Here is a 20,835-nt window from a genome sequence, read left to right as displayed (position 1 = left end):
CGATGACTGCAACGGTTAGATCCTTAGTTAACCAGCCTTACAAGTACGGCTTCGTCACGGATATTGAGTCGGAGTCGATTCCGCGTGGGCTAAGCGAAGATGTGATTCGTTTGATTTCAGCGAAAAAGCAAGAGCCAGAGTTCATGCTGGAGTTTCGCCTAAAAGCTTATCGTCAGTGGCTTAAGATGACTGAGCCAACCTGGCCCCAGGTGAAATATCCACCGATTGACTACCAAAATATTGTTTACTACTCAGCGCCCAAGAAGAAAGACAAGCTGGGCAGTCTGGATGAGGTTGACCCGACGCTGTTGGAAACCTTTGAGAAGCTGGGAATTCCCCTATCTGAGCAAAAGCGGTTGTCGAACGTGGCAGTTGACGCAATTTTTGATAGCGTTTCTGTCGCTACCACGTTTAAGGAAAAGCTGGCTGAAGAGGGCGTGATTTTTTGCTCGATCTCAGAGGCGCTCCAGCACCATCCCGACCTGGTGAAGAAGTACCTGGGCAGCGTGGTTCCTGTAGGCGATAACTATTACGCAGCGTTGAATTCAGCCGTGTTTAGCGATGGCTCTTTTGTCTACATTCCCAAGAACACCAAATGTCCGATGGAGTTGTCCACCTACTTCCGAATCAACAACGGCGATTCGGGACAGTTTGAGCGGACGCTGATCGTTGCCGAAGAAGGCAGTTCGGTGAGCTACCTGGAGGGCTGTACGGCTCCCATGTTTGACACCAACCAGCTTCACGCGGCTGTAGTGGAATTGGTGGCATTGGATAATGCCGAAATCAAATATTCCACTGTGCAAAACTGGTTTGCTGGCGATGAAAACGGCAAAGGCGGCATTTATAACTTTGTCACCAAGCGCGGTTTGTGCCAGGGCGTAAACTCCAAGATTTCCTGGACACAGGTAGAAACCGGATCTGCAATCACCTGGAAGTATCCAAGCTGTGTGCTGGTAGGGGATAACTCAGTCGGTGAGTTCTATTCTGTTGCACTCACTAATAATATGCAGCAGGCAGATACGGGCACCAAGATGGTGCATATCGGCAAGAATACCCGCAGCACGATTGTGTCGAAGGGAATCTCGGCAGGGCGATCGCAAAATAGCTACCGGGGTCTGGTCAAAATCGGACCTAAAGCCGAAGGCGCTCGCAACTATTCCCAGTGCGACTCGATGCTAATTGGCGATACTGCTGGAGCAAACACCTTCCCTTATATTCAGGTGCAAAACAACACCGCCAAAGTAGAACACGAAGCCTCTACCTCCAAGATTGGGGAAGACCAGCTCTTCTACTTCTCTCAACGGGGCATCTCTTTAGAAGACGCAATCTCAATGATGATCAGCGGCTTCTGTAAGGATGTGTTTAACCAGTTGCCAATGGAGTTTGCCGTCGAAGCCGACCGCCTATTAAGCCTGAAACTAGAAGGCAGCGTTGGCTAAGTGAGATCAGCAACAATGGGCATCACTTACGCTGAAATTGAATTGACTCGTGGGGATGATCTGGCTCTTTTTCGTGAGGGTTACATCCCAGAGAACCGAGTTAGACGGATAATCGTCAGAGCTTTAGTAGATAGTGGTGCCTCGATGCTGTCAATCACTCCAGCCGTTAGAGACTATTTGGATCTACCAAAAGTCGATGAGCAGCAGGCAGAGTTAGCGGATGGCTCTGTGGCTCAGTTTGATGTAGTTGGGCCAGTAGAACTCAGGTTTGAGAATCGAAAGACAGTTGAGTACGCGATTGTAGTACCGAACTCACCAGATGTCTTACTTGGAGCGCATCCGCTGCAAGATTTGGATGTATTAGTTGACCCAAAACGAGAAGTGCTGATCGTCAATCCTAAAAGCCCCGACATTGCCCGAAAGTTTCTCAAATAGAGTGTGATATGGTGCAAGTCCTACAGGCTAGAGATGCAACTTTAAGAGATTTAATTGACAATTTTGGGTTACAACGAGCCCAAGACAGCCAGTTTTTTCGAGAGTGGCAAGAGAATTTACCTGAGGTTACTGAACTGGAAAGGCAGTACTTAGACAAGGTAAAAGCAGGCTATCTCAACCTGATTGAGTACCCTCCCTTACTTGAGAAAACAATTCAATTTTCGATTGTCAGCCCAATTCTATTTTTGGCAGATTTCTTTCTTCCTCCCTTTCGTATTTGTGCAGAGGAATCGAGCGAGATTTCTGATGAAGATGATGAGGTTGCGATTCGAGGGCAAATTGACATTCTGCTGCTAAAGGAACAGTTTTGGTTACTGGTAATTGAATCTAAACGAGCTTTTTTCTCGATCGAGGCGGGGTTGGCGCAACTTCTGTCTTATATGCTGGCGAACCCTAATAAGGACCAGCCTGGGTTTGGCATGATTACCACTGGAGGTAGCTTTACTTTTGTCAAGTTGACACATGGAAAGGTGCCTCAATACAGTACGTCTAAGATTTTTGAGCTTCGTAATCCTGGCAATGAACTATATGACGTTTTTCAGATTCTGAAGCAAGTTGGTCAAAGTAGGTGAACTGGTTATAGATTTTATTGAATTTACTTAGTTGAACGAATGGCAGTCGATGAGGAGCTTTTAGCGTGATTATTGAAAACAGTGAAGTGATTCTTTCGGTGCGAGATCTGACGGCTGAAGTAGATGGCAATCAGATTTTGAAAGGGCTGAATTTGGAAGTCAAGGCAGGAGAAATCCACGCCATCATGGGTCCGAATGGTTCCGGCAAAAGTACGTTTTCTAAAGTGTTGGCAGGGCATCCGAGCTATGACGTGACGGGTGGAGAAATCCTGTTTCAGGGCGAAAATCTGCTGGAGTTGGAGCCAGAAGATCGAGCGCGATCGGGCGTTTTTCTGGCATTCCAGTATCCGTTAGAAATTCCTGGCGTGAGTAACTTGGACTTTCTCCGAGTTGCCTACAATTCTCGTCGTAAGCATCAAGGTTTAGAAGAACTGGATGCATTTGACTTTGATGAGTTGGTGCGAGAACGGTTAGAAGTCGTCAAGATGAATCCTAGCTTCCTTGGTCGCAGCGTCAATGAGGGCTTTTCGGGTGGTGAGAAAAAGCGTAATGAGATCTTGCAAATGGCAATGCTAGAGCCAAAGCTAGCGATTCTGGATGAGACGGATTCTGGTTTAGACATTGACGCACTAAAGATTGTCGCCAATGGGGTAAACCAGCTTGCTAAGCCAGATAATGCAACGATTTTGATTACTCACTATCAGCGCTTGCTCAACTACATTGAGCCTGACTTTGTACATGTGATGGAAGGCGGCAGAATTGTCACCACAGGCACGAAGGAGTTGGCTCATGAACTGGAGAGCAGGGGCTATGACTGGGTGCTAGAGGCAGAAGCGGCTGAGGTGGCAGGACGATGAGTATTCAGGTTTCTTCGAGTAATAACGAGGTAATGCAGCGATCGCCCCTTAACCGCGACGGCTATCTGCTGCGCCTGCTAGAGCAAACGAGTAGCCCGGAGACGGATTTGGAGCTGTTGCGATCGCTCCGGTCTCAATCCAAGCTTCTGATACAGGAGCAGGCATTTCCCACAACTCGCGATGAGGAGTGGCGATTTACGGATCTATCCTCACTGCTACAGGTTAACTTTGAGGCACGCACTTCTCAGTCCTCGGTTAGCTCAGAGCAAATTGCACCTTTTACATTACCTGAAGCCGCAGAGAGCCGACTGGTATTTGTGAATGGCGTGTATCAACCACACCTATCCTTGGTGAAAGGGTTGCCCAAGGATTTGTATGTGGGCAGCTTATCAGAATTGTTGGCAGGGAAGCAGGAAGAGGCGATTGCCCTTCAGTCTCGCCTCTCTCACTATGTGGGTAAACAGCCAGGAGCCGCAGAACTTTTCACTGCGCTAAATACGGCAAACCTTACCGATGCTGCGATTATTTGGGCACCCAAAAACTTGGTGGTAGAGACTCCGATTCACCTACTGTTTCTCTCAACCGCAGCCGCTTCCCCAGCTTTTTCCCAGCCTCGCTGTTTGGTCGTGGCTGAACCTAACAGTGCCGTAACGCTGGTTGAGGAGTACGTTGGACTGGACGAAGGCGTTTATTTCACTAACTCCGTCACCGAAGTGTGGGTCGAAGCAAACGCGCAAGTCAATCACTCTCGCATTCAGCGTGAAAGCAAAGCTGCTTTTCACATTGGCAAAACGGCGGTTTCTCAAGCAAGGGACTCACGTTACACCTGCACTGCTATCAGTTTGGGTGGAAAGGTTTCTCGTCACAATCCGGAGATTTTCCAGACTGGGGAGCAGACGGAAACTTACTTAAACGGACTGACGATAGCCCTGCAAGATCAACTGTCAGATACGCATAGTGCGATCGTCTACAGCAAGCCTTACGGCAGCAGTCGTCAATTACATAAATGCATCGTTGGCGACAAGGCTCACGGCGTATTCAACGGTAAAGTATTTGTGCCGCAAGCTGCCCAACTCACCGATGCCGGACAGCTCAACCGCAACCTGCTGCTGTCGCCCAAAGCACGGGTAGATACCAAGCCTCAGCTCGAAATTGTTGCAGACAACGTCAAATGCACCCACGGAGCTACCGTCGGACAGCTAGATGCCGATGAAGTCTTCTACCTGCAAAGCCGGGGCATCGACGCAGCCAGCGCCCGTAGCCTGTTAGTCTACGCCTTTGCCTTTGAAGTGGTTGAGCAGGTGGCGATCGCTTCCCTCCAGGACACCCTCACCCACTTTCTTAAAACTCAAATCCCCTAACCCTCACACCCCACACCCTACCTCCCACACCCGATCCATGACCTTCACCCAAGAAAAGACCCTCGCTGCTCAGGTTCGTGCCGACTTCCCCATCCTGCACCAGGAGATTCACGGCAAACCACTCGTTTACCTGGACAACGCTGCCACGTCTCAAAAACCAGTGGCCGTCCTGAACGCCCTTCAGCACTACTACCAGCATGACAACGCCAACGTGCATCGCGGCGTGCATACCCTCAGTTCTCGCGCTACGGATGCTTACGAAGGCGCAAGAGACAAAGTGGCTAATTTTGTCAACGCTGCCTCTCGTCAAGAAATCATCTACACCCGCAACGCTAGCGAAGCAATCAACCTGGTTGCTTACGCTTGGGGCAACAGCAATTTGCAGCGCGGAGATGAAATCATCCTCTCCGTCATGGAACATCACAGCAACCTGATTCCCTGGCAACTGTTGGCTCAGCGCACCGGAGCTGTGCTGAAGTTTGTTGAGCTAACCGAGAGGCAAGAATTTGACCTGGAACACTTCAAGTCTCTGCTGTCTGACAAAACCAAATTGGTCTCGGTCGTTCACGTCTCCAATACGCTCGGCTGCATCAATCCAGTCAAGGAAATTGTGGAACTGGCGCACCACTACGGCGCAAAAGTTTTGATTGATGCCTGCCAGAGCGTCCCGCACATGACTGTAGACGTACAGGCGATGGACTGTGATTGGTTAGTCGCATCAGGACACAAAATGTGTGCCCCTACCGGAATCGGCTTCCTCTACGGCAAGCTAGACCTGCTGCGTTCCATGCCTCCTTTCTTGGGTGGTGGCGAAATGATCGCGGACGTATTTTTTGATCATTCCACCTATGCTGATCTGCCCCACAAGTTTGAAGCTGGAACTCCTGCCATTGCTGAGGCAATCGCCCTCGGTGCTGCTGTAGATTACCTCTCTAGCCTGGGCATGGACAAAATTCACGCCTACGAAGCCGAGCTAACGGCTTACCTGTTCCAACAGCTTCAGCAAATTCCTGAACTGACGCTCTACGGACCTAAGCCAGATTCAAAAGGTGAAGGTAGAGCTGCCTTGTCTGCCTTTACTGCCGGAAGCGTCCACCCACACGACCTGTCTACCATTCTCGATCAGGCAGGGATCGCCATCCGAGCCGGGCATCACTGCACTCAGCCCTTGCACCGTCACGTCGGGGCACAGTCCACCGCTAGGGCAAGTCTTTACTTCTACAACACCCGCGAGGAAATTGATACTTTTATCGCGTCTCTCAAGGAAGCGATCGAATTCTTTAGCGGAATTTTTGGATAAGGGAAGGTTTAAGAGTTTAAGCTTATCGTCCACATAGGACGCCTTAAGGGGAATTGCGTAGGATGCCGTTAGCGGTAGCGAACGCATCACCTGTCGATCTTCCGGTGCGTTACGCTGGCGCTAACGCACCCTACAGCACCATACAAGGGATTACAAAGAACCAGCGATCGCCCCGAAAACATACACGACAGTTCTAGCAGCGCTGAGAAAAGTTCCAAAATCGTTCCGCACCGCTGCTGAGCTTTTCCGCATAGCTGCTAAGTCTTTCTGCACTGCTGTTGGACCTTTTCTGGCTGCTCCAGAACGGTCTGCGATCGCTTCGGAGCCATCCCGTTGGAGTGCTAGTTGAATTTGTGAGAAGTTACATTCTTCCAAGTTTGCTTCTAAACAAAAATCATCTATCAATGCTGCATCCTGACGACACCTCTAGAGATTGATTACAGTTACCTCTCAAACCTGCAAAGATAGCTGTGCAATTCGAGCTATTTCTATGGCAGTAGCTTAGACAACGCGGAGCATCGTGCCGCTAAGGGTGAGGATAATGATTAAATCTTGGATGGTGATTGGAGGAATTGCACTGATCTTAGGAGGAGTTGGCGGATCAATCGTGCCGCCAAGTGGCGTTAAATGGTTTGCTCGGCTACGTCGTCCCTATTGGCTGACATTTGAACCGTTGATTCCGTTGATTTGGACGACTGTTTTTATCTGCGGCGCATGGTCTGCTTACATCGTCTGGGAACATGATCCCGGTAGCCGCAAAACTTGGCTGCTCATGGGGTTATATCTGCTGTTGGAATTAGTCACTTTGTCTTACAACTCGGTGATGTTGACTCTGAAGAGCCTCAAAGCAGGAACCTTCATTGGAGGCACAGGCTTTGTCCTGGGACTAATTCTGGCAATTTTGGTATTGCCTATTTCTGTCTGGGCATCTGCTCTGTTGTTGCCTTACCTGCTGTGGAGTCCAGTTGGCACCTACACCACATGGGAACTGATGCGCCTCAATCCGCAAGATGCATAGCTCGATCCCTAATTCCCAATCTCTAATTCCCAATCTCTAATTCCCAATCCCCAATCCCTGCCTAAGTCCTGGTTTAATTTTTAAAGCCCCCGTTGATGCATACCCAGGAGAATCTAGATGCTCTTTTCGCGTAATCGAGCTGTTGTTGTGTTGTCTGCTGCACTGGGAGTTTTCGCGATCGGCTGTAGCCAGAACAAAATAGCCCAGTGTAATCAGTTGATTGAAGTTGCCAATGAAGCGGTGACCGAGGTGCAGGCAATCACTGAGAATGCCAGCCCGGACGATCCGGCCGCTTTTCTGCGAATTGCAGATACGGCTGACCAGGCAAAGACAAACCTACAAGCAATTGAGGTCACAGATGAGCAGCTTCAAACTTATCAAGAACGATTCGTCACGCTTTACACAAACACGGGCGACTCAACCCGCAATCTAGTTGAGGCGGTAAACGCGCAGGACAATCAGGCTGCTCAGCAGGCTTATGATGCACTCCAGCAGGCGATCGCCGAAGAACCTAATCTAGTAAACGAAGTGAACGGCTACTGCGGCGGCAGAGCCCCAGCACAACAAGGCAATCAGACAGCACCATAGGACAATCAGACAGACCCATAGCGAGCCACTATCATGGTGTCCAGGCTTTCCAAACCCATTAGCCAGGCCCACATCTGATCTCCCTGAGAAAAGTGCCACCACTCGTGAGGATGCTGCCGAAACCCAGCCCGAATCATTGCATTACGGAGAAGCTGACGGTTGCGGTGAAAGGTTTCGCGCAGGCTTTGCTGCCGTGAATCTTCCTTGCCTGAAGCACTCATGAAATGGTCAGGGTAAGAGCGAGGAGACAGTTCATCAATCGGAGAACCCATATCTACAGCTTGCCCCTGATCGTTTACCAGTGTCACATCTACTGCTGCTCCCGTGCTGTGGGGCGGAGGCATCTTTGGGTCAGCACTGGGAACAGCCCAAAACTGATAGACCTGTTCTAAAATTACCTGACGCTGCTCAGGGGTTAGCTGATTAAGGTGAAAGCCTTGTGCCTGAACAGTCTCAACAAAAGTGTAGTCCACCATAAACTGCTGCACGGCGATCGGGCGATAAGCATCAAAAATTTGAATACGCCACTGAGGATGTAGCTGTTGCAGATAGTCTTGCGCTCTGATCAATCCTTCCAATACACCTTGGCGCACAGAGTAGGGAGACTTGCCGCCATAAGGCGCAGATAACTTGACGTAGGGGTGGGGATCTTCTATTGCAAACAGCTCCACCGGAATCGGGAGCAGTGGCTCTCCGCATTCCAGAATCGGGATTCTCTGATAAGGTTTCATGAATGACCTGTGCGGACGACACGGACGAGACCAAAGAGAGCTACAGACGAGTCAGTTGAGTCCAGCTTAACCTCACTCTCAAGCTTGCCCTTGGGCACAGTGTACAAGGATGGCACATCTGCCTATGAACCATTGCTATCATGGAGTTGTGCGATTAACATTAAGAAAATTAACAGAATGCTGACAGTTTTCCCCAAACACTGTATCCGCTTTCTGACCAAATTATTTCTACGGAAGGAACTAATCGGGTGATTGTATCTTCAAGGTCTACCACTACTACAGACGAATCGCTGATCAGCAATTTTTTTCGTCGCTCGGTAGGTCAGTGGCGCTCAGAACGTCGCTACTACACCTTACCGGATGGCGAAACGAAGGAGATGGTTAGCAACATCACCATCCGCTTTCTGGAACAGGGCTGTGATGAACTGGCTCACCTAGCAGATTTGCATGAATTGTCCGATCGCCACTCAATGATTTGCGGAGCTGAGGTAACGTGGGACAGCGTTGACTCCGTATCAGGTAAGAAGCAGTCTAAAGGGTTGACGCTATTTGGTGCGCTGGGCGATGTGCTGTATCGCGATCGCGGCTTTGCCACCTCTAAGCCCGTTACTGCTGAGTTCTATTTCCCAAATCCAGAAACGCTTTGTCTGAGAACCGAGTACAAAGACTCTGTGTTCGAGGAAGAGTTGAAGCTGGTTGGTCAGCAGTATCGCACTCGCCAAACGATCATTTCTCGCGCAGGTGAGCAACAGATGATCGGGCAATACTTGGAAAAGCGATTGGCTTAGGACGTAGTACTTCGTCAGGTTAATCGTATCCTTGTCCCCAGGTTCTGCTTGGGGATGCGTGTTTTGAGGCTCTGCCGCCTTGTGATACCGAATCCTGCATAAGGTAACGGTATCGGTAGGGGCGAAGCATTCGGGCAAAAACTCTGCAACTCAATCGCAATCTCTCTACCGAATGCTTCGTCCGTACACAAAGCTATAGCGCTCTAAGCGGCACTATAAGGCGAAGCCTTGTAACGAAAAACTAGTTTGCTTAAAGTCCCTTTTGGTCAATGTGGTTGGCGATCGCATTAATGGTTTCTCGAATAGCACGTTCATTGCCGCTGTAATCAAGCACGATGCTAACGACGTAGTATTCATCGTCCAGCATGAAGGCAACGGTTGTACCTAGCGCTTTCGAGTTTTGCCCGGTTTTTTCACCCATCCAGAAGGCTTTCGAGTTTCGTAAGCCCTGATGACCCAGCACCAGATCATCCTGGCTCATTAGCGTCTTGATTAGCTCATCGTCACCGGGATTCTCCTTGTTGTAGATCGACACCATCATTTCGGTCAGTTCATCGGTGTTGATCTGATTTGGGCCAACACCAGCATTAGCTGGATAGGTGCGTTCGCCAACGAGCTTGGTATTGACGCGAGTGACTCGGTAACCGCGATCGCTCAAAATTTGGTTGATGCGATCGCGTCCTACGTAATCAATGAGCTGATTTGTGGCAATGTTGCTGCTGTGTTCGATCATCCGCAACAGGACTTGTCGCAGTGGGTATTCTGACCCCACCCAAACGTCAGATGCGTCTTCGGTGTAGTTTCCTCGGCTAATCGAAATGGGCGTATCAAGGTCAATGTTGTCGGAATTAACCTTTTCCATCACGGCGATCGCCACTGGCACTTTGATTAGGCTGGCGGGACTGGCGGGCGGTGCGCTGCCATTCAAGCGGCGGCATTCTCGCGAGGCTGCACGACAGACCGTGATGTGAACTCGATCTGAGCCAAGTCCCGTCTTTTCAGCGATCGGCTCTAGGTAGCCAGAACGAGCCGTGTCGTAGTTATAGGAAGCGAGTTTCAGGTAGTTTTCGTATTCCTCAGCCTTTTCGTTAGCGTTTTGAGACAAAAAGGATTGCTCTGGCACCGATCTGAGCGAGCTAACCGCATCATTCCAGAGAGAATAAAGTTTTTCTGTCGCTTCTAGCGAACCGTCAGACTGCTGCTGCGCCGTAACCGCCTGATTTGCCAGACGAATTGCTTGGTTCCAGTTTTGCTTGGCGGTTTCCTCAACTTGAATTCGAATTTCTACTGCTTGAAGCGTTTGCAGCATTGCCGTGGGTGGCGAAAAAATTCCTGCTTCATCGCCATCGGGAAAGACCGAAACCTGATCCAGGTCAGCCTGAAGGCGATCGCGCATCTCATAAAGTTGCTCCAACGACTCGATCGTGGGCAGTTCGGGTGGCTCAGCGTAGGGCGTTTCGATCGGGGGAGCCAGCGCTAAGGGGGGGTTAGCAACAGACAAAGCCGCTACCATGCCTATGGCAACCACTGGAACAACGAGTAGATATGCGACCCGGCGCATTAATTGACCTCACACCGAAGAGATAGCAGCATCAAACGCAAGCAAACTCAATCAAAATTAAATATAAGGGTATTTACGCACTTGTTTGCAGTTTTTCAGCAAACGGACAAATTAATCTGTTTGCAAATTAGCTTTTTGCCAGATCTCTTGATGTAAGACCTGCTAGCAACAGACTCCACACTTGAGCAAAATCAGCGTCAATGCTTGGATCGCTCCACTCAGCAGCATGAGCCGGATGATGAAATCGAGCAGTCGCACTAAAAATTGCCCTGGCGACCTGATGCGGATCAGAAGCCTGAAACTGTTGACTAGAAATGCCTTGTTTAATAATTTGCGTGAGTTGTCCAACTAGCTCGTCAACGTGGGCTTGCACAACCTCTCGTGATTCCTGGGCGATCGCATGGTAGGTCGCAAACAGTTCTGGATCGTCTAATACTTTTTGTCGCTTGAGCGACATTAACCGCTCTAGCCAGTGATGTAGCCGTTCAGCCGCAGTTCCTTGTTCTTGGACAATTTCGGCTAGCGGTGCAGAGACTCGGTGCAGCCATCGTGCGGCGACTGCATCGCGAAGGGCAACTTTGCTAGAAAAATGTCGATAAATCGAGCCGTGACTCACCTCTAGCACTCGTGCGACATCCACCACAGTTGCCTTGCTGGGACCATAGCGACGCAACACGTCTTCTGCTACGTCGAGGATTCGATCTGAAGTCAAAGCTGAGTCATTCATGCTGATGTTTCTATGCGATCGCGAACTTTATTAGAACTTAAATAGGGAGATAAAACCAGAATGGCATTCTGGTTTTATCTCCCTTGAACAAGCCTGGTAAGAATTTGCTTTTAGCGTCTTTCACTGTCTAGCATAGCCATCTGTCCTGCATCATAGCGATCGCCCGCTACCGCATCCGGAGGAATTGCCGCTTCAATCTGAGATAGTTGTTCTGCACTCAGGTTTAGATCTAAAGCGCCTAACGCTTCCTGGAGGCGATCGCGACGACGGGCTCCAATTAGCGGAACGATGTCATCGCCTTGGGCCAAGACCCAGGCGATCGCCACCTGCGCCACCGTTGCATCTTGAGCTTGAGCAATCTCGCGCAGTGCTTCTACCAGGGTTAAATTTCGGTCTAGATTTTCACCTGAGAAGCGGGGCAGGTGGCTGCGAAAATCTTGTGCTGTTTGCGATCGCTCCTTTGACCAGCGACCACTCAACAGCCCCCGTGAGAGAACTCCATACGCCGTAACACCAATGCCCAATTCTCGCACCGTAGGCAAAATTTCTGTCTCGATGCTGCGGCTCAGCAAAGAATACTCGATTTGCAGCCAGGTAATTGGGTGAACCGCATGGGCGCGTCGAATTGTGTCTGCACCGACCTCTGATAAGCCAATCTGCCGCACATAACCAGCTTGAACCATTTCGGCAATCGCCCCAATTGTCTCCTCGATCGGTACTGCTGGGTCAAGCCGTGCGGGTTGGTAAAGGTCAATGTAATCGGTTCCCAGACGTTGCAAGGTGTAGGCAAGTGAAGTTTTTACGGCTGCTGGGCGACCATCAAACCCAATGAAATTACCATCGGGCGATCGCATCGCCCCAAACTTGACCGCAATGAACACCTCTTCTCGCTGCCGTCCAGCCAAAGCCTCATGCAGCAGTAGTTCGTTGTGTCCCATGCCGTAAAAGTCACCCGTGTCGAGCAGTGTAATTCCTGCATCAAGCGCACCATGAACCGTTGCAATGCTCTCTTCTCGGTCTGCAGGGCCATACATACCCGACATACCCATGCAGCCCAAGCCAATCGCCGATAGCGAACTGTTTCCGATCTGACGCATTTGCATAGCGACTTCTCCACTGTCGTGATAGAAACAGTATCGCATGACGACTGACAGAAATCAATATCTGTTATTCTTAAGTTGTCAGAGCAGGGCGATCGCTACAAAGCAACAATCTTCAAAGTCTGTAAACGGTCGATTGCCCAGCCGATGTAGTCAGCAACAAATTTCAGCAGCCTCGTCTCATCGCCGGTAAACGGACGGTGACAGGACGTACCAACATGGAAGACTCCCAAAACCTGATCCTTAATGCGCAAAGGCACTCCTAGCATAGATATCAGCCCTTTAGTGCGGAGCACAGGGCTGACAACCTCAATGTCCGACAAGTTTGCCACAACGACAGGTTCGCCCGTTTCAGCAACTTGTCCTGCAAAGCCATGTCCTAACGGAATTCTAATTTTCTCTAAAATTTCCTCTTCTAACCCAAGCGTGGCTTGAATGGCTAGTCGTTGCTCATCTTTTCTGATTAAAAGAACGGTTGCCGTCTCTACCTCCAACATCTGACAGACGCTATGCAGCAAGTTGTGCAGGAAATGCTGTAGCAGAAAATCTTCTGACTCTCCAAAAACTGTATGGCTAGAAGCTTTAATGTGCTGCTGAAGCAACTCAAGACCTTTCTCGCGATCGGCACTGATTAACTTAAAAACTTCTTCGGTCTCAGCCACCACAGCTTGGAGCGATGCGGGCAGATAGCTTAAATCGCGATAGTGCATGTCTTGGCTAGCGGGTGCGGCGACCAGTTCCTTGGGTTTGCGGCTAGAAACTACCTTTGCAGGTACCCCCACTGCAATGGAATAGGGGGGAATGTCTTTGGTCACAACTGCCGCTGCACCAATCACACTGCCTTCACCAATAGTGACCCCATCCAAAATCCTGGCACCACTGCCAATCCAGCAATTATCCTCAATTACAATTCCTTTGCAAGTCACTCCCTGCTCCTGAATTGGACGCTCCAAATTTGTGAATCGATGTTGATTAGCATAGATTCCTGTATGGGAGGCAATCATGCAGTAGCGACCAATTTTAATTGGACCGGGACCAGCAATGCAGACATAAGGCGCAATATAGGTTCTGTCACCGATTTCAATTCGGCAGTTTGCCCGACTGCCTCTGATGTCTACCCCGCGATCAATGTTGACTTGTTCTCCAATTAAAATCTGATGATTGTCTCCCATACATTTGATGTGAACGTCTTGCCTGATGTAAGACTTTTTACCAATCGTAATCTTGCTATCTACACCGGCTGCATCAAGACGTGCTCGGCTTTCAATCAAAACATTACTACCAATCTCAATGCTCTCAGGAGCAGTGAACTCTACGCCTTCTCGAATGGCGCAGCCATTTCCTAATTCAGCGAATAACCCTCGATAAAGTAAACCTCTCAACTTCGCGCCTGGTGATTTTGGAATCCATCCAAATAGCGGAATGAGTATAGTTTTTCTAGGCATGGCGATCGCTTTCCTTTGGATTGAAGAGGTAAATGCGTAAAGGCTCTGATGTGCAGCTTTTGCCCAAGAAGTTTGCCGCGAATGGTTGAGCTTGCTGTTGCAAAAGCTTTGGATTTTCCTATACACCCTGAAGACAGCACAATCTTTCCTGGCATTAGCTACTCAGGTTATGTACCGCGATACGGCGATCCTATTTGAGTTAGACGAGTAAATAGCTAACTCCCTAAACCGTTCCTACTTACCTTTAATAGGACGACCTAAACAGCCACCACCAGAATTAAGGATCGACCGAGTAAGGGAAAACACTGTGAAAATTTTATCTAGATTACTTATGATCTCCTGAAATTTACTGAGAGCTTCATAAGAAATTCACGATGAAGCGATACTTACTTAACGTGAGCCGAGGATGCTGCCCAATTTAGATAGACTTATTTGGGCGAAGGGTTGATATTTCAGACCGGTTCATAAGTGATCAAGAAATGGACTAACAACCTGTTGAGTTTCCTTGCTGCTCACGACTGGGACAATTTCAAAAATTGCGCCTGCACCACGCCACTTCAAAATCCATTCCTGGATCAACCGCAGGTCATCACATTCCATGAGTTGAAAGCATCTGCTGAAATTTGGCTCTACCCAGCTATCAATGTATTTAAGTCCTTCAGGAAACATTCTGCCTTCGTCGCGGACACGCTTATAAATTGGCAGCATATCGTTGTCTTTGAATCGCTCAACAATCATGAACAGCATTTAGTAGTTCCTAAGTTCTACAGCGATCTCAAAAGTGTTGTGAGCACACCGTTCTGAGGTGTATCTCTCACAACACATCATTCCACAACTAATTTAGAACTACTAGAGTTGATGCACCTTTTAGGGGTCAGGTTTAGCTTGGGTTGAGCTGACGTCGGCTACTGACTTGAGGGAAGTGGAAGGTGTGAGTGATCGCCGCTCTTCTCCCCCCGCCTTGATCCGTGCAAGCGGTCGCCCCATACCGTAAGTGAGGGCATAGCTTTGGGCTAGCAGCCACAGCCAAACTGCGGGATAGCGAGGCTCTAGCCAGGGTTGAATCTGTTGGGCAAAGCCAGGTACCCAGCGAAATAGCCAGCTAATCAAAGCGCTAATCGTAAAGTTGAGGTAACTGCCAAGCCAGCGCACCAGGTCTTTTGCGCCTGCAAGCTGCCAGATCCACAGCAGCAGAGACGGATTTCTCCAGGCGGCTTTAATTGCCATGCGGTTAAAGTCAAGCCAGCTCCCCCGGTCTTTGATGAAGCTGTCTGCCACAGCGGGTGATTCCCCTGCCAAAATGCCAAAGAAGGTATTCAGCATAGCGTTAACCTTTTGCGGCGACAGAAATTGACCTGTCGGCACCATCATGCCCTTGGAAAATAGCCAGGTGACAGAAATGTTGCTCTGGTAAGCGCGAATCTGATTCAGGTGTTTGGCTTTGAGCAAGTCATGGCGCAACGCCGTATCGAGCAAATCGGTGAGGCGGGACAGGTTTCGCACAAGGGAACCAAATCCGGTAAACACAAGAGGCGATTGCAAAGAGGCAGCATCCCCAATCGAGACGAGGCGATCGAAGGCAATCTGGCGATCACTCCCACTCGTGCTGAAGTGACCCGGAATGTAGCCAAACGTGGGCTTTCGCCATTTCAGTTTGCTCAGGTCGCAGCGGCGATATTCCGGCAGAATAGTGAAGAAATCCTCATACATTTCCAGGAGCGAACCGGGATTTTCGGCATTCACCTGGTGGTAGTGAAATAGATAAATCGTCAACTCGTCATTTGCTCCGGGAAACAATTCCCAAATTAGCTGTCGTCCGCGTGAAATATCGCCGTGGCTGTTTAGCACATCGCCATAGTGGGCATCCCAGACCTGCGGCTCAAATCCGCTTTCAACCACGGCTCCGACAGTTGGGCAAACGCTATCAAAGGCTCGTCCGCCATTAAGCTGCCAGGCAATCGGGGAAGCTGTGCCCATTGCGTCTACTAATAGTCGTCCTTCTAGCGTCTGGGTTGCCTGGGTTGGTAGGTGTTTGACTAAAACGGTGACGCGATCGCCCGCCACCTCTGCTCGAATAAACTCTGTCTCGTCCAAAATTTTGCCAGCCGCAGCTTTCAGCTTGTCGCCACACAGCCGCAGCAGTATTTCCGTGTCTAGCGCCACATTTAGAACCGTTGGAGTTCTCAAAACGGGGGCTTTACACTGGGGCGGATTGTTTGCATCAAAAAACTTGTGGAACCCGTCTACATACTCCCGCGCAATCATGCTTTCAAACTCGGCGGGGGTAAACAGACCCAGGTCGATCAGGCTTTGAAACTCGTCGCGGGAGATATTCCACTCCCGATTCATCCGCCCAAACGGCAGCCGTTCGATCAGCAGCACCCGGTAGCCCAGCCGCGCCATCACTGCGGCATGGATCACCCCAAGCGCACCGCCAATATAAATTAAATCGTAAGGAGGAGATTCTGTAGACGACTGATGGGCAGTTTCAGCATCCTGTTGACCTTGTCCTTCTGACGCTGAAAAGATTACCTGTTTGGGCTGTTTCGGATTCTTTACGCCTTTCCGCCAGCGCTGTTCCCACCAATAGGCTCGGTTCAGGTCATATTCCCCGTTGGGCATGTCCTGGAAGTACTTCACTGTTTTGGGGTAGTTTGCCGCTAACGCCTCAAAAATAGATTGTCCAGGGGCGATCGCCGGGGGCACCGGATACTGATTGGGAAACTGAACCCGCAATCCTTTCGTCAACTGCTGCACCATCAGCCGCTCGTCTGCGATTGGCTGGCTTGCCCAGCGAAACACCTTTAGATAGGTCGTTCGCTGAACTGACCAAACAAAAACAGAAAGCTCAGATGGTAATTTTTCAGTCGTTTCTGAAAGGGATGCAGCTTGAAATGTAGCTTTAGGATATCTGAGGCAAAAGCCATCTGGAGTGATGACTTTTTCTCCAGATTTAAATTCAAACTGCTGCTGCAACCACGCTCGAACAGCCGCAACATTAGGGGTGGGGATCTCGATATAAAGAATCTCTTTCATTTCGCTGATATTAACTCCAATCAGTTTAATGCTGAAAGCGGGTTGACAAAGTCTGAAAGTGCGCTACACTTCCGATTACCATGAAATAGCTTAAAAAACTTTACAGGTTTCTCATATTTGTTAAAGGAGTGAACGTTTTATTAATCAGCTATGAATTATCCCATTCCGGCTAGCCCTCAAGAAGTTGTTGCTCTTAGACAGCAGCGTGTAGATGAAGAATTAATTGCAGCGGCGATCGCTGGAGTCATCGGCGTGGCTCGGTCTAAGGGGCAATCTTTAGAAGATCTGAGAGCCGAAGTTTTAGCGGATGACAGCCTACTCGACTGGCAAAGCAGGGTGTGGCTGAGTGAAATTGTTGCCCAGGCTTGGGAAAGCCTCCCGTAGATAAAGTGGGGAAGTAGGATAACGGAGTAGATAAACGCATCACCCTATCACTCCAAACTCCCTTCACCCTCTCACCCGCTACCAAAAGAAAGATCGCTCCTTGACCTACGTCCTCTAAGCATACGGTTTCGTCAACGCCTGCTTTTCGACTAATGTTGATGATCTAACCGTCTTACCAGGACACAGGCGTATGAGTACTAATGGTCGTAGCCAGACTCTCTATCCGACTCGCATTGATATTTCCGTTGAGGTTCGTACTCAAGTCATTGCCATTCTAAATCAGACCCTGGCTTCTACACTCGATCTCAAGACTCAGGTCAAACAGGCTCACTGGAACGTTAAAGGGATGGACTTCTATCAGCTTCATGAGCTATTTGATGAGATGGCCACGGAGTTGGAAGAGTACACTGATATGTTTGCTGAGCGGGTTACTGCCTTGGGCGGTTTGGCGCTTGGAACAGCTCGCGTTGCTGCCAGTCAGTCAACCTTGCCAGAATATCCGTTTGACATTCTAAGCGGGAAAGACCACATTGTGGCGCTGGCCGATCGCTTTGCCCCTTATGCTAAGTCTTTGCGGGAAGCGATCGCCCAAACCGACGACTTGGGGGATGCCGATACGGCTGACCTTTACACCGAGGTTTCCCGCACAATCGATAAGCGCCTTTGGTTCCTGGAAGCTCACTTGCAGGCTCCTGAGACTACCAGCAAGGATGGGACTACTATCCAAGAGAAAGTCAAAGCAAAGAGCAAATAGTCTATTCTCGGTTAACCGTAATTACACCGAGTTCAAGATGAATCTCTGTTAATTGAATAGGACAATGTTTTATCTATACTGAGGGGCGATCGCTTCCTCAGTATTCTTTTATGTAGATAAAGACTTTAACAAGCCTTTATATAAAAAATAATTCTTCCTCCAAAATATATCTAAATCTCTTCTAATGCATTGCATAAAACTGCAATTTTATTGGATGTTTTACGCCACCGGAAAAGCTCTGACAGCCAGTGTAGTTCCCAATATCAATAGCACAGCAGGACAATCAACCATCTACTAAAAGTCAAAAGAAGGAACATCTCGAATTGCGTTAGTTCAACTTATTCTCAAACTCTAACTGCAAAAAGATGGTCAACAATTTGACTTTTTAGCTTCACGTTTGCTTCAAGCTGCTTAACCAAATCATCACGCAGCAATTGTAACAAACGACACCTAGATGTTTTTTACTGTGCTATTAATCATGAACACCTGATTCTTAAGACAACCTTCCCGAACTATGAACATCCTCAAGAATTCTGCGATCGCTTTAACCACCTGTGCTTTGAGTGCTGGCATTATTTTCGCTCTACCACAACAAGCTAAAGCTCAGGATTACGGTTCGTTCAGCCTGACTCCTGGTTTCTTGCCTGACCCCCAAATCGGTACAGGCATGTCTGGAGGCGGTCGTTCTACCTCTGACTGTGGCTATGTAGATGCTGATAACGCTCCAGACCACGTTCTCACCGTCAACGAAGGATTTAGCTATCTCCGTGCCTATGTAGAAGCTCCCGGAGATGTAACGATGCTAGTTGAAGGTCCAGATGGTCGCTACTGCTCAGATGATGTGAATGGCTTGATGCCTGAAGTCTCTGGTGCCTGGCCCGCTGGTACCTACCGCATCTGGATTGGCGATTTTGCTGGTCCCAGCCAGGGCACCTATCGTTATCAGCTGTTCCTCAGCGAATATGCCGAATAACTCGAAGGGAAAACGCTCATCCCATATCTAATGTAGGTTTGAGAACCCCAGATTCTCCAAGAATCTGGGGTTCTTAGCGTTACGTTTCTAGCGGCTTCATGTAGTTGGCTTTAAGCTACTCATCTACGGAGCAAGTTTCTGTAGAAACTATTTGTTTTGGGCGTCCTTGAATGCGGGTACGATTCACGGATCTCAATTCCCTCTGTCGGGTAACACAATGCCATGCCCCTACGGAATTCATACATCAGAGCAGCAGTGCCATATTCCGAAGTGCACGGACAGTCCCAAAATATGTAGCTTTGAAAGAGGGTTGGTATAACCTTCACACAAGATGAAGCATCAGTAAATTTCTAGAAATTTGTAGCTCGACAAACACTCATAACTTTGACTGGCTTGGATAATTGGGCGCTGTCTTTTTTTAGAAATAATGCGTTTAATTAACCAGAAATTACTTAGCGTCCAAACTTCTATCTTTTTAGGAACCTTAGCTTCATTAACCTGTGGTGTGTCAGGCGCAAACGCAGCTTTGCTGGTTGGCAATACGGAGGGCAACAACGTTGTCATCTTTGACGAACGCACAGGTAGATTTGGCGTCGAGTTCATCGCTGCGGGTACGGGGGGCTTAACGTCCCCAGATGACCTGACCTATGGTCCCGATGGCAACCTTTATATCAGCAGTGGAACCGAAACCTCTGGCGCAATTTTGAAGTTCGATGGCAAAACGGGAGATTTCTTAGGCAGATTTGACCAGGGGGGGAGCCTTCTTCGCCCCTACGGCAATGCTTTTGGACCCGACGGCAATCTCTACGTCAGCAGTTTCCGTTCTGATGAAATTCTGCGCTTTGATGGCACCACGGGTAAGTTTCTGGATGTGTTTGCTTTTGGTACGGGTACGGCGAACGGGCTGAATGGACCAAACGATCTGTTGTTTGACGAAGATGGCAACCTTTACGTCACGACTCAGGGCAGCGTGGCTGATGGTAAAGGTGGAATTGAATTCTTGTTTGAAAGTCAGGTGTTGCGCTACAACATTTTCGCGGCTGCACCAGAACCAGATGTGTTTGTGCCACAACCTACACCATCGCCAGATAGTTTTGGCTTCGTGAGTTTCCTAGGTTTGGAGTTTGGCGCAGATGGAGATCTCTTTGTCAGCGATTTTGCAAATGATATTCGCCGCTATGACTTGCTTACGGGCAGTTTAGTCGATACTCTATCAACCAATTACACGGGTACAACCCCCAGCAACAATTTCGTTGGAGGTCTTACCTTTGCCCCAACCGGGACGTTATACAGCGTTGGGTTTGATTTTACCAAAGGCAACCAGGGCGCAATTCTGCGGTTTGATGGAGAGACGGGCGATCCGTTGCCTGGTGTGGGTGAAACTGGACCTATCTTTGTATCCACAAATCCAAATTTGAAACGTCCGATCGGCATTACCTACTCCCCTATTGTGGTGCCAGAACCTGCATTGACCCTTGGGCTAGTGGCAATGGGTGCAATGTTTATGGGAAGGAAGAGAGGCGATCGCCATCAGTCCAACTAGTAGAGATGCAATTTTATAGCGCCTTGTAGTTATACCAATTCTCTAAATTCCGGCGACAGATAAAGCTTCCAAGATAGAGGGACGAGCGGTAATCGATGCAATCACTTCAGGAGTGAGTGCTGCCAGACGTTCTCGCAACTGCTGACGCAACCCATCAAGCGTA

At 49.1% G+C, this 20,835-nt stretch carries 21 protein-coding genes; 13 read left to right on the top strand and 8 right to left on the bottom strand.

What is annotated here, in order from left to right:
- Nucleotides 1-2 precede the first annotated feature (2 nt).
- From sufB to H6G00_RS34290, 6 genes are all read left to right on the top strand, one after another.
- Entirely contained in the window at nt 3-1,439 is a 1,437-nt protein-coding gene (gene sufB / locus H6G00_RS34315) for a Fe-S cluster assembly protein SufB (protein WP_190643261.1), read from the top strand.
- A gap of 15 nt (nt 1,440-1,454) precedes the next feature.
- The gene (locus tag H6G00_RS34310) at nt 1,455-1,874 is read left to right on the top strand and encodes a retroviral-like aspartic protease family protein (protein WP_190800155.1); all 420 of its coding nucleotides are present in this window, start codon (nt 1,455-1,457) and stop codon (nt 1,872-1,874) included.
- An 8-nt stretch (nt 1,875-1,882) separates the two neighbouring features.
- Entirely contained in the window at nt 1,883-2,506 is a 624-nt protein-coding gene (locus H6G00_RS34305; RefSeq protein ID WP_190800154.1) for a restriction endonuclease subunit R, read from the top strand.
- A 65-nt stretch (nt 2,507-2,571) separates the two neighbouring features.
- Nucleotides 2,572-3,363, top strand: a complete 792-nt coding sequence (gene sufC / locus H6G00_RS34300; RefSeq protein WP_190680436.1) for a Fe-S cluster assembly ATPase SufC — start codon at nt 2,572-2,574, stop codon at nt 3,361-3,363.
- Nucleotides 3,360-4,724, top strand: a complete 1,365-nt coding sequence (sufD, locus tag H6G00_RS34295) for a Fe-S cluster assembly protein SufD (RefSeq protein ID WP_190800153.1) — start codon at nt 3,360-3,362, stop codon at nt 4,722-4,724. The genes sufC and sufD overlap by 4 nt, the downstream gene beginning before the upstream one ends.
- Nucleotides 4,725-4,761: 37 nt before the next feature.
- On the top strand, nt 4,762-6,024 hold the full coding sequence (locus H6G00_RS34290) for a SufS family cysteine desulfurase (RefSeq protein ID WP_190800152.1): 1,263 nt from the start codon (nt 4,762-4,764) through the stop codon (nt 6,022-6,024).
- A gap of 150 nt (nt 6,025-6,174) precedes the next feature.
- Here the strand turns inward: H6G00_RS34290 and H6G00_RS34285 are convergent, their stop codons facing one another.
- Nucleotides 6,175-6,429: a hypothetical protein gene (locus tag H6G00_RS34285; RefSeq protein ID WP_190800151.1), complete on the bottom strand. Its 255-nt coding sequence runs from the start codon at nt 6,427-6,429 to the stop codon at nt 6,175-6,177.
- A 136-nt stretch (nt 6,430-6,565) separates the two neighbouring features.
- Here H6G00_RS34285 and H6G00_RS34280 point away from each other — a divergent pair, with 136 nt between their 5' ends.
- Together H6G00_RS34280 and H6G00_RS34275 are read left to right on the top strand one after the other, a co-directional pair.
- Complete coding sequence (locus H6G00_RS34280) at nt 6,566-7,042, top strand: TspO/MBR family protein (protein WP_190800150.1); 477 nt, start codon at nt 6,566-6,568, stop codon at nt 7,040-7,042.
- Nucleotides 7,043-7,159: 117 nt separating this feature from the next.
- Nucleotides 7,160-7,630: a hypothetical protein gene (locus H6G00_RS34275; RefSeq protein WP_190800149.1), complete on the top strand. Its 471-nt coding sequence runs from the start codon at nt 7,160-7,162 to the stop codon at nt 7,628-7,630.
- A gap of 5 nt (nt 7,631-7,635) precedes the next feature.
- Here the strand turns inward: H6G00_RS34275 and H6G00_RS34270 are convergent, their stop codons facing one another.
- Nucleotides 7,636-8,361 carry a M15 family metallopeptidase gene (locus H6G00_RS34270; protein ID WP_190800148.1) on the bottom strand — a complete coding sequence of 242 codons (726 nt, stop codon included), beginning with the start codon at nt 8,359-8,361 and terminating at the stop codon, nt 7,636-7,638.
- Nucleotides 8,362-8,609: 248 nt separating this feature from the next.
- Between H6G00_RS34270 and H6G00_RS34265 the strand changes: the two genes are divergently transcribed.
- Nucleotides 8,610-9,149: a phycobiliprotein lyase gene (locus tag H6G00_RS34265; protein ID WP_347278265.1), complete on the top strand. Its 540-nt coding sequence runs from the start codon at nt 8,610-8,612 to the stop codon at nt 9,147-9,149.
- A gap of 250 nt (nt 9,150-9,399) precedes the next feature.
- Here the strand turns inward: H6G00_RS34265 and H6G00_RS34260 are convergent, their stop codons facing one another.
- From H6G00_RS34260 to H6G00_RS34235, 6 genes are all read right to left on the bottom strand, one after another.
- Nucleotides 9,400-10,710, bottom strand: a complete 1,311-nt coding sequence (locus tag H6G00_RS34260) for a serine hydrolase (RefSeq protein WP_190800147.1) — start codon at nt 10,708-10,710, stop codon at nt 9,400-9,402.
- A 127-nt stretch (nt 10,711-10,837) separates the two neighbouring features.
- A complete protein-coding gene (locus H6G00_RS34255; RefSeq protein WP_190800146.1) occupies nt 10,838-11,437 on the bottom strand; it encodes a TetR family transcriptional regulator in 600 nt (199 codons plus the stop codon).
- A gap of 110 nt (nt 11,438-11,547) precedes the next feature.
- Nucleotides 11,548-12,540: an aldo/keto reductase gene (locus tag H6G00_RS34250; protein WP_190800145.1), complete on the bottom strand. Its 993-nt coding sequence runs from the start codon at nt 12,538-12,540 to the stop codon at nt 11,548-11,550.
- A 95-nt stretch (nt 12,541-12,635) separates the two neighbouring features.
- Nucleotides 12,636-13,982, bottom strand: a complete 1,347-nt coding sequence (locus tag H6G00_RS36455; RefSeq protein WP_190643273.1) for a GAF domain-containing protein — start codon at nt 13,980-13,982, stop codon at nt 12,636-12,638.
- 462 nt (nt 13,983-14,444) lie between these two features.
- Complete coding sequence (locus H6G00_RS34240) at nt 14,445-14,729, bottom strand: DUF3303 family protein (RefSeq protein ID WP_190800144.1); 285 nt, start codon at nt 14,727-14,729, stop codon at nt 14,445-14,447.
- Between the two features lie 120 nt (nt 14,730-14,849).
- Nucleotides 14,850-17,018, bottom strand: a complete 2,169-nt coding sequence (locus H6G00_RS34235) for a flavin-dependent dehydrogenase (protein ID WP_242042665.1) — start codon at nt 17,016-17,018, stop codon at nt 14,850-14,852.
- A 150-nt stretch (nt 17,019-17,168) separates the two neighbouring features.
- Here H6G00_RS34235 and H6G00_RS34230 point away from each other — a divergent pair, with 150 nt between their 5' ends.
- The 4 genes from H6G00_RS34230 to H6G00_RS34215 all read left to right on the top strand — a co-directional run bounded on the left by H6G00_RS34230 (nt 17,169) and on the right by H6G00_RS34215 (nt 20,672).
- Nucleotides 17,169-17,402 carry a hypothetical protein gene (locus H6G00_RS34230; protein WP_190643520.1) on the top strand — a complete coding sequence of 78 codons (234 nt, stop codon included), beginning with the start codon at nt 17,169-17,171 and terminating at the stop codon, nt 17,400-17,402.
- 190 nt (nt 17,403-17,592) lie between these two features.
- On the top strand, nt 17,593-18,156 hold the full coding sequence (gene dps / locus H6G00_RS34225; RefSeq protein WP_190800143.1) for a DNA starvation/stationary phase protection protein Dps: 564 nt from the start codon (nt 17,593-17,595) through the stop codon (nt 18,154-18,156).
- A gap of 514 nt (nt 18,157-18,670) precedes the next feature.
- Nucleotides 18,671-19,129: a hypothetical protein gene (locus tag H6G00_RS34220; RefSeq protein ID WP_190800142.1), complete on the top strand. Its 459-nt coding sequence runs from the start codon at nt 18,671-18,673 to the stop codon at nt 19,127-19,129.
- A gap of 427 nt (nt 19,130-19,556) precedes the next feature.
- Nucleotides 19,557-20,672 (top strand): PEP-CTERM sorting domain-containing protein, encoded by a 1,116-nt coding sequence (locus H6G00_RS34215; protein WP_190800141.1) that lies wholly within the window; start codon nt 19,557-19,559, stop codon nt 20,670-20,672.
- Nucleotides 20,673-20,835: the final 163 nt, after the last annotated feature.

It is taken from the genome of Leptolyngbya sp. FACHB-541 (assembly GCF_014695875.1).
Classification (GTDB): domain Bacteria; phylum Cyanobacteriota; class Cyanobacteriia; order Elainellales; family Elainellaceae; genus JAAUTN01.
The sequence above is the reverse complement of the archived record's forward strand: the minus strand, read 5'-3'. Positions and strand labels throughout refer to the sequence as shown.

Coding starts and splice junctions, on each gene's coding strand:
- H6G00_RS34280 (WP_190800150.1), top strand. CDS start 6,566: ATGATTAAATCTTGGATGGTGATTGGAGGAATTGCACTGATCTTAGGA.
- H6G00_RS34240 (WP_190800144.1), bottom strand. CDS start 14,729: ATGCTGTTCATGATTGTTGAGCGATTCAAAGACAACGATATGCTGCCA.
- dps (WP_190800143.1), top strand. CDS start 17,593: ATGAGTACTAATGGTCGTAGCCAGACTCTCTATCCGACTCGCATTGAT.
- H6G00_RS34220 (WP_190800142.1), top strand. CDS start 18,671: ATGAACATCCTCAAGAATTCTGCGATCGCTTTAACCACCTGTGCTTTG.
- sufD (WP_190800153.1), top strand. CDS start 3,360: ATGAGTATTCAGGTTTCTTCGAGTAATAACGAGGTAATGCAGCGATCG.
- H6G00_RS34260 (WP_190800147.1), bottom strand. CDS start 10,710: ATGCGCCGGGTCGCATATCTACTCGTTGTTCCAGTGGTTGCCATAGGC.
- H6G00_RS34255 (WP_190800146.1), bottom strand. CDS start 11,437: ATGAATGACTCAGCTTTGACTTCAGATCGAATCCTCGACGTAGCAGAA.
- H6G00_RS34305 (WP_190800154.1), top strand. CDS start 1,883: ATGGTGCAAGTCCTACAGGCTAGAGATGCAACTTTAAGAGATTTAATT.
- H6G00_RS34230 (WP_190643520.1), top strand. CDS start 17,169: ATGAATTATCCCATTCCGGCTAGCCCTCAAGAAGTTGTTGCTCTTAGA.
- H6G00_RS34250 (WP_190800145.1), bottom strand. CDS start 12,540: ATGCAAATGCGTCAGATCGGAAACAGTTCGCTATCGGCGATTGGCTTG.
- H6G00_RS36455 (WP_190643273.1), bottom strand. CDS start 13,982: ATGCCTAGAAAAACTATACTCATTCCGCTATTTGGATGGATTCCAAAA.
- H6G00_RS34310 (WP_190800155.1), top strand. CDS start 1,455: ATGGGCATCACTTACGCTGAAATTGAATTGACTCGTGGGGATGATCTG.
- H6G00_RS34275 (WP_190800149.1), top strand. CDS start 7,160: ATGCTCTTTTCGCGTAATCGAGCTGTTGTTGTGTTGTCTGCTGCACTG.
- H6G00_RS34235 (WP_242042665.1), bottom strand. CDS start 17,018: ATGAAAGAGATTCTTTATATCGAGATCCCCACCCCTAATGTTGCGGCT.
- sufB (WP_190643261.1), top strand. CDS start 3: ATGACTGCAACGGTTAGATCCTTAGTTAACCAGCCTTACAAGTACGGC.
- H6G00_RS34215 (WP_190800141.1), top strand. CDS start 19,557: ATGCGTTTAATTAACCAGAAATTACTTAGCGTCCAAACTTCTATCTTT.
- H6G00_RS34290 (WP_190800152.1), top strand. CDS start 4,762: ATGACCTTCACCCAAGAAAAGACCCTCGCTGCTCAGGTTCGTGCCGAC.
- H6G00_RS34270 (WP_190800148.1), bottom strand. CDS start 8,361: ATGAAACCTTATCAGAGAATCCCGATTCTGGAATGCGGAGAGCCACTG.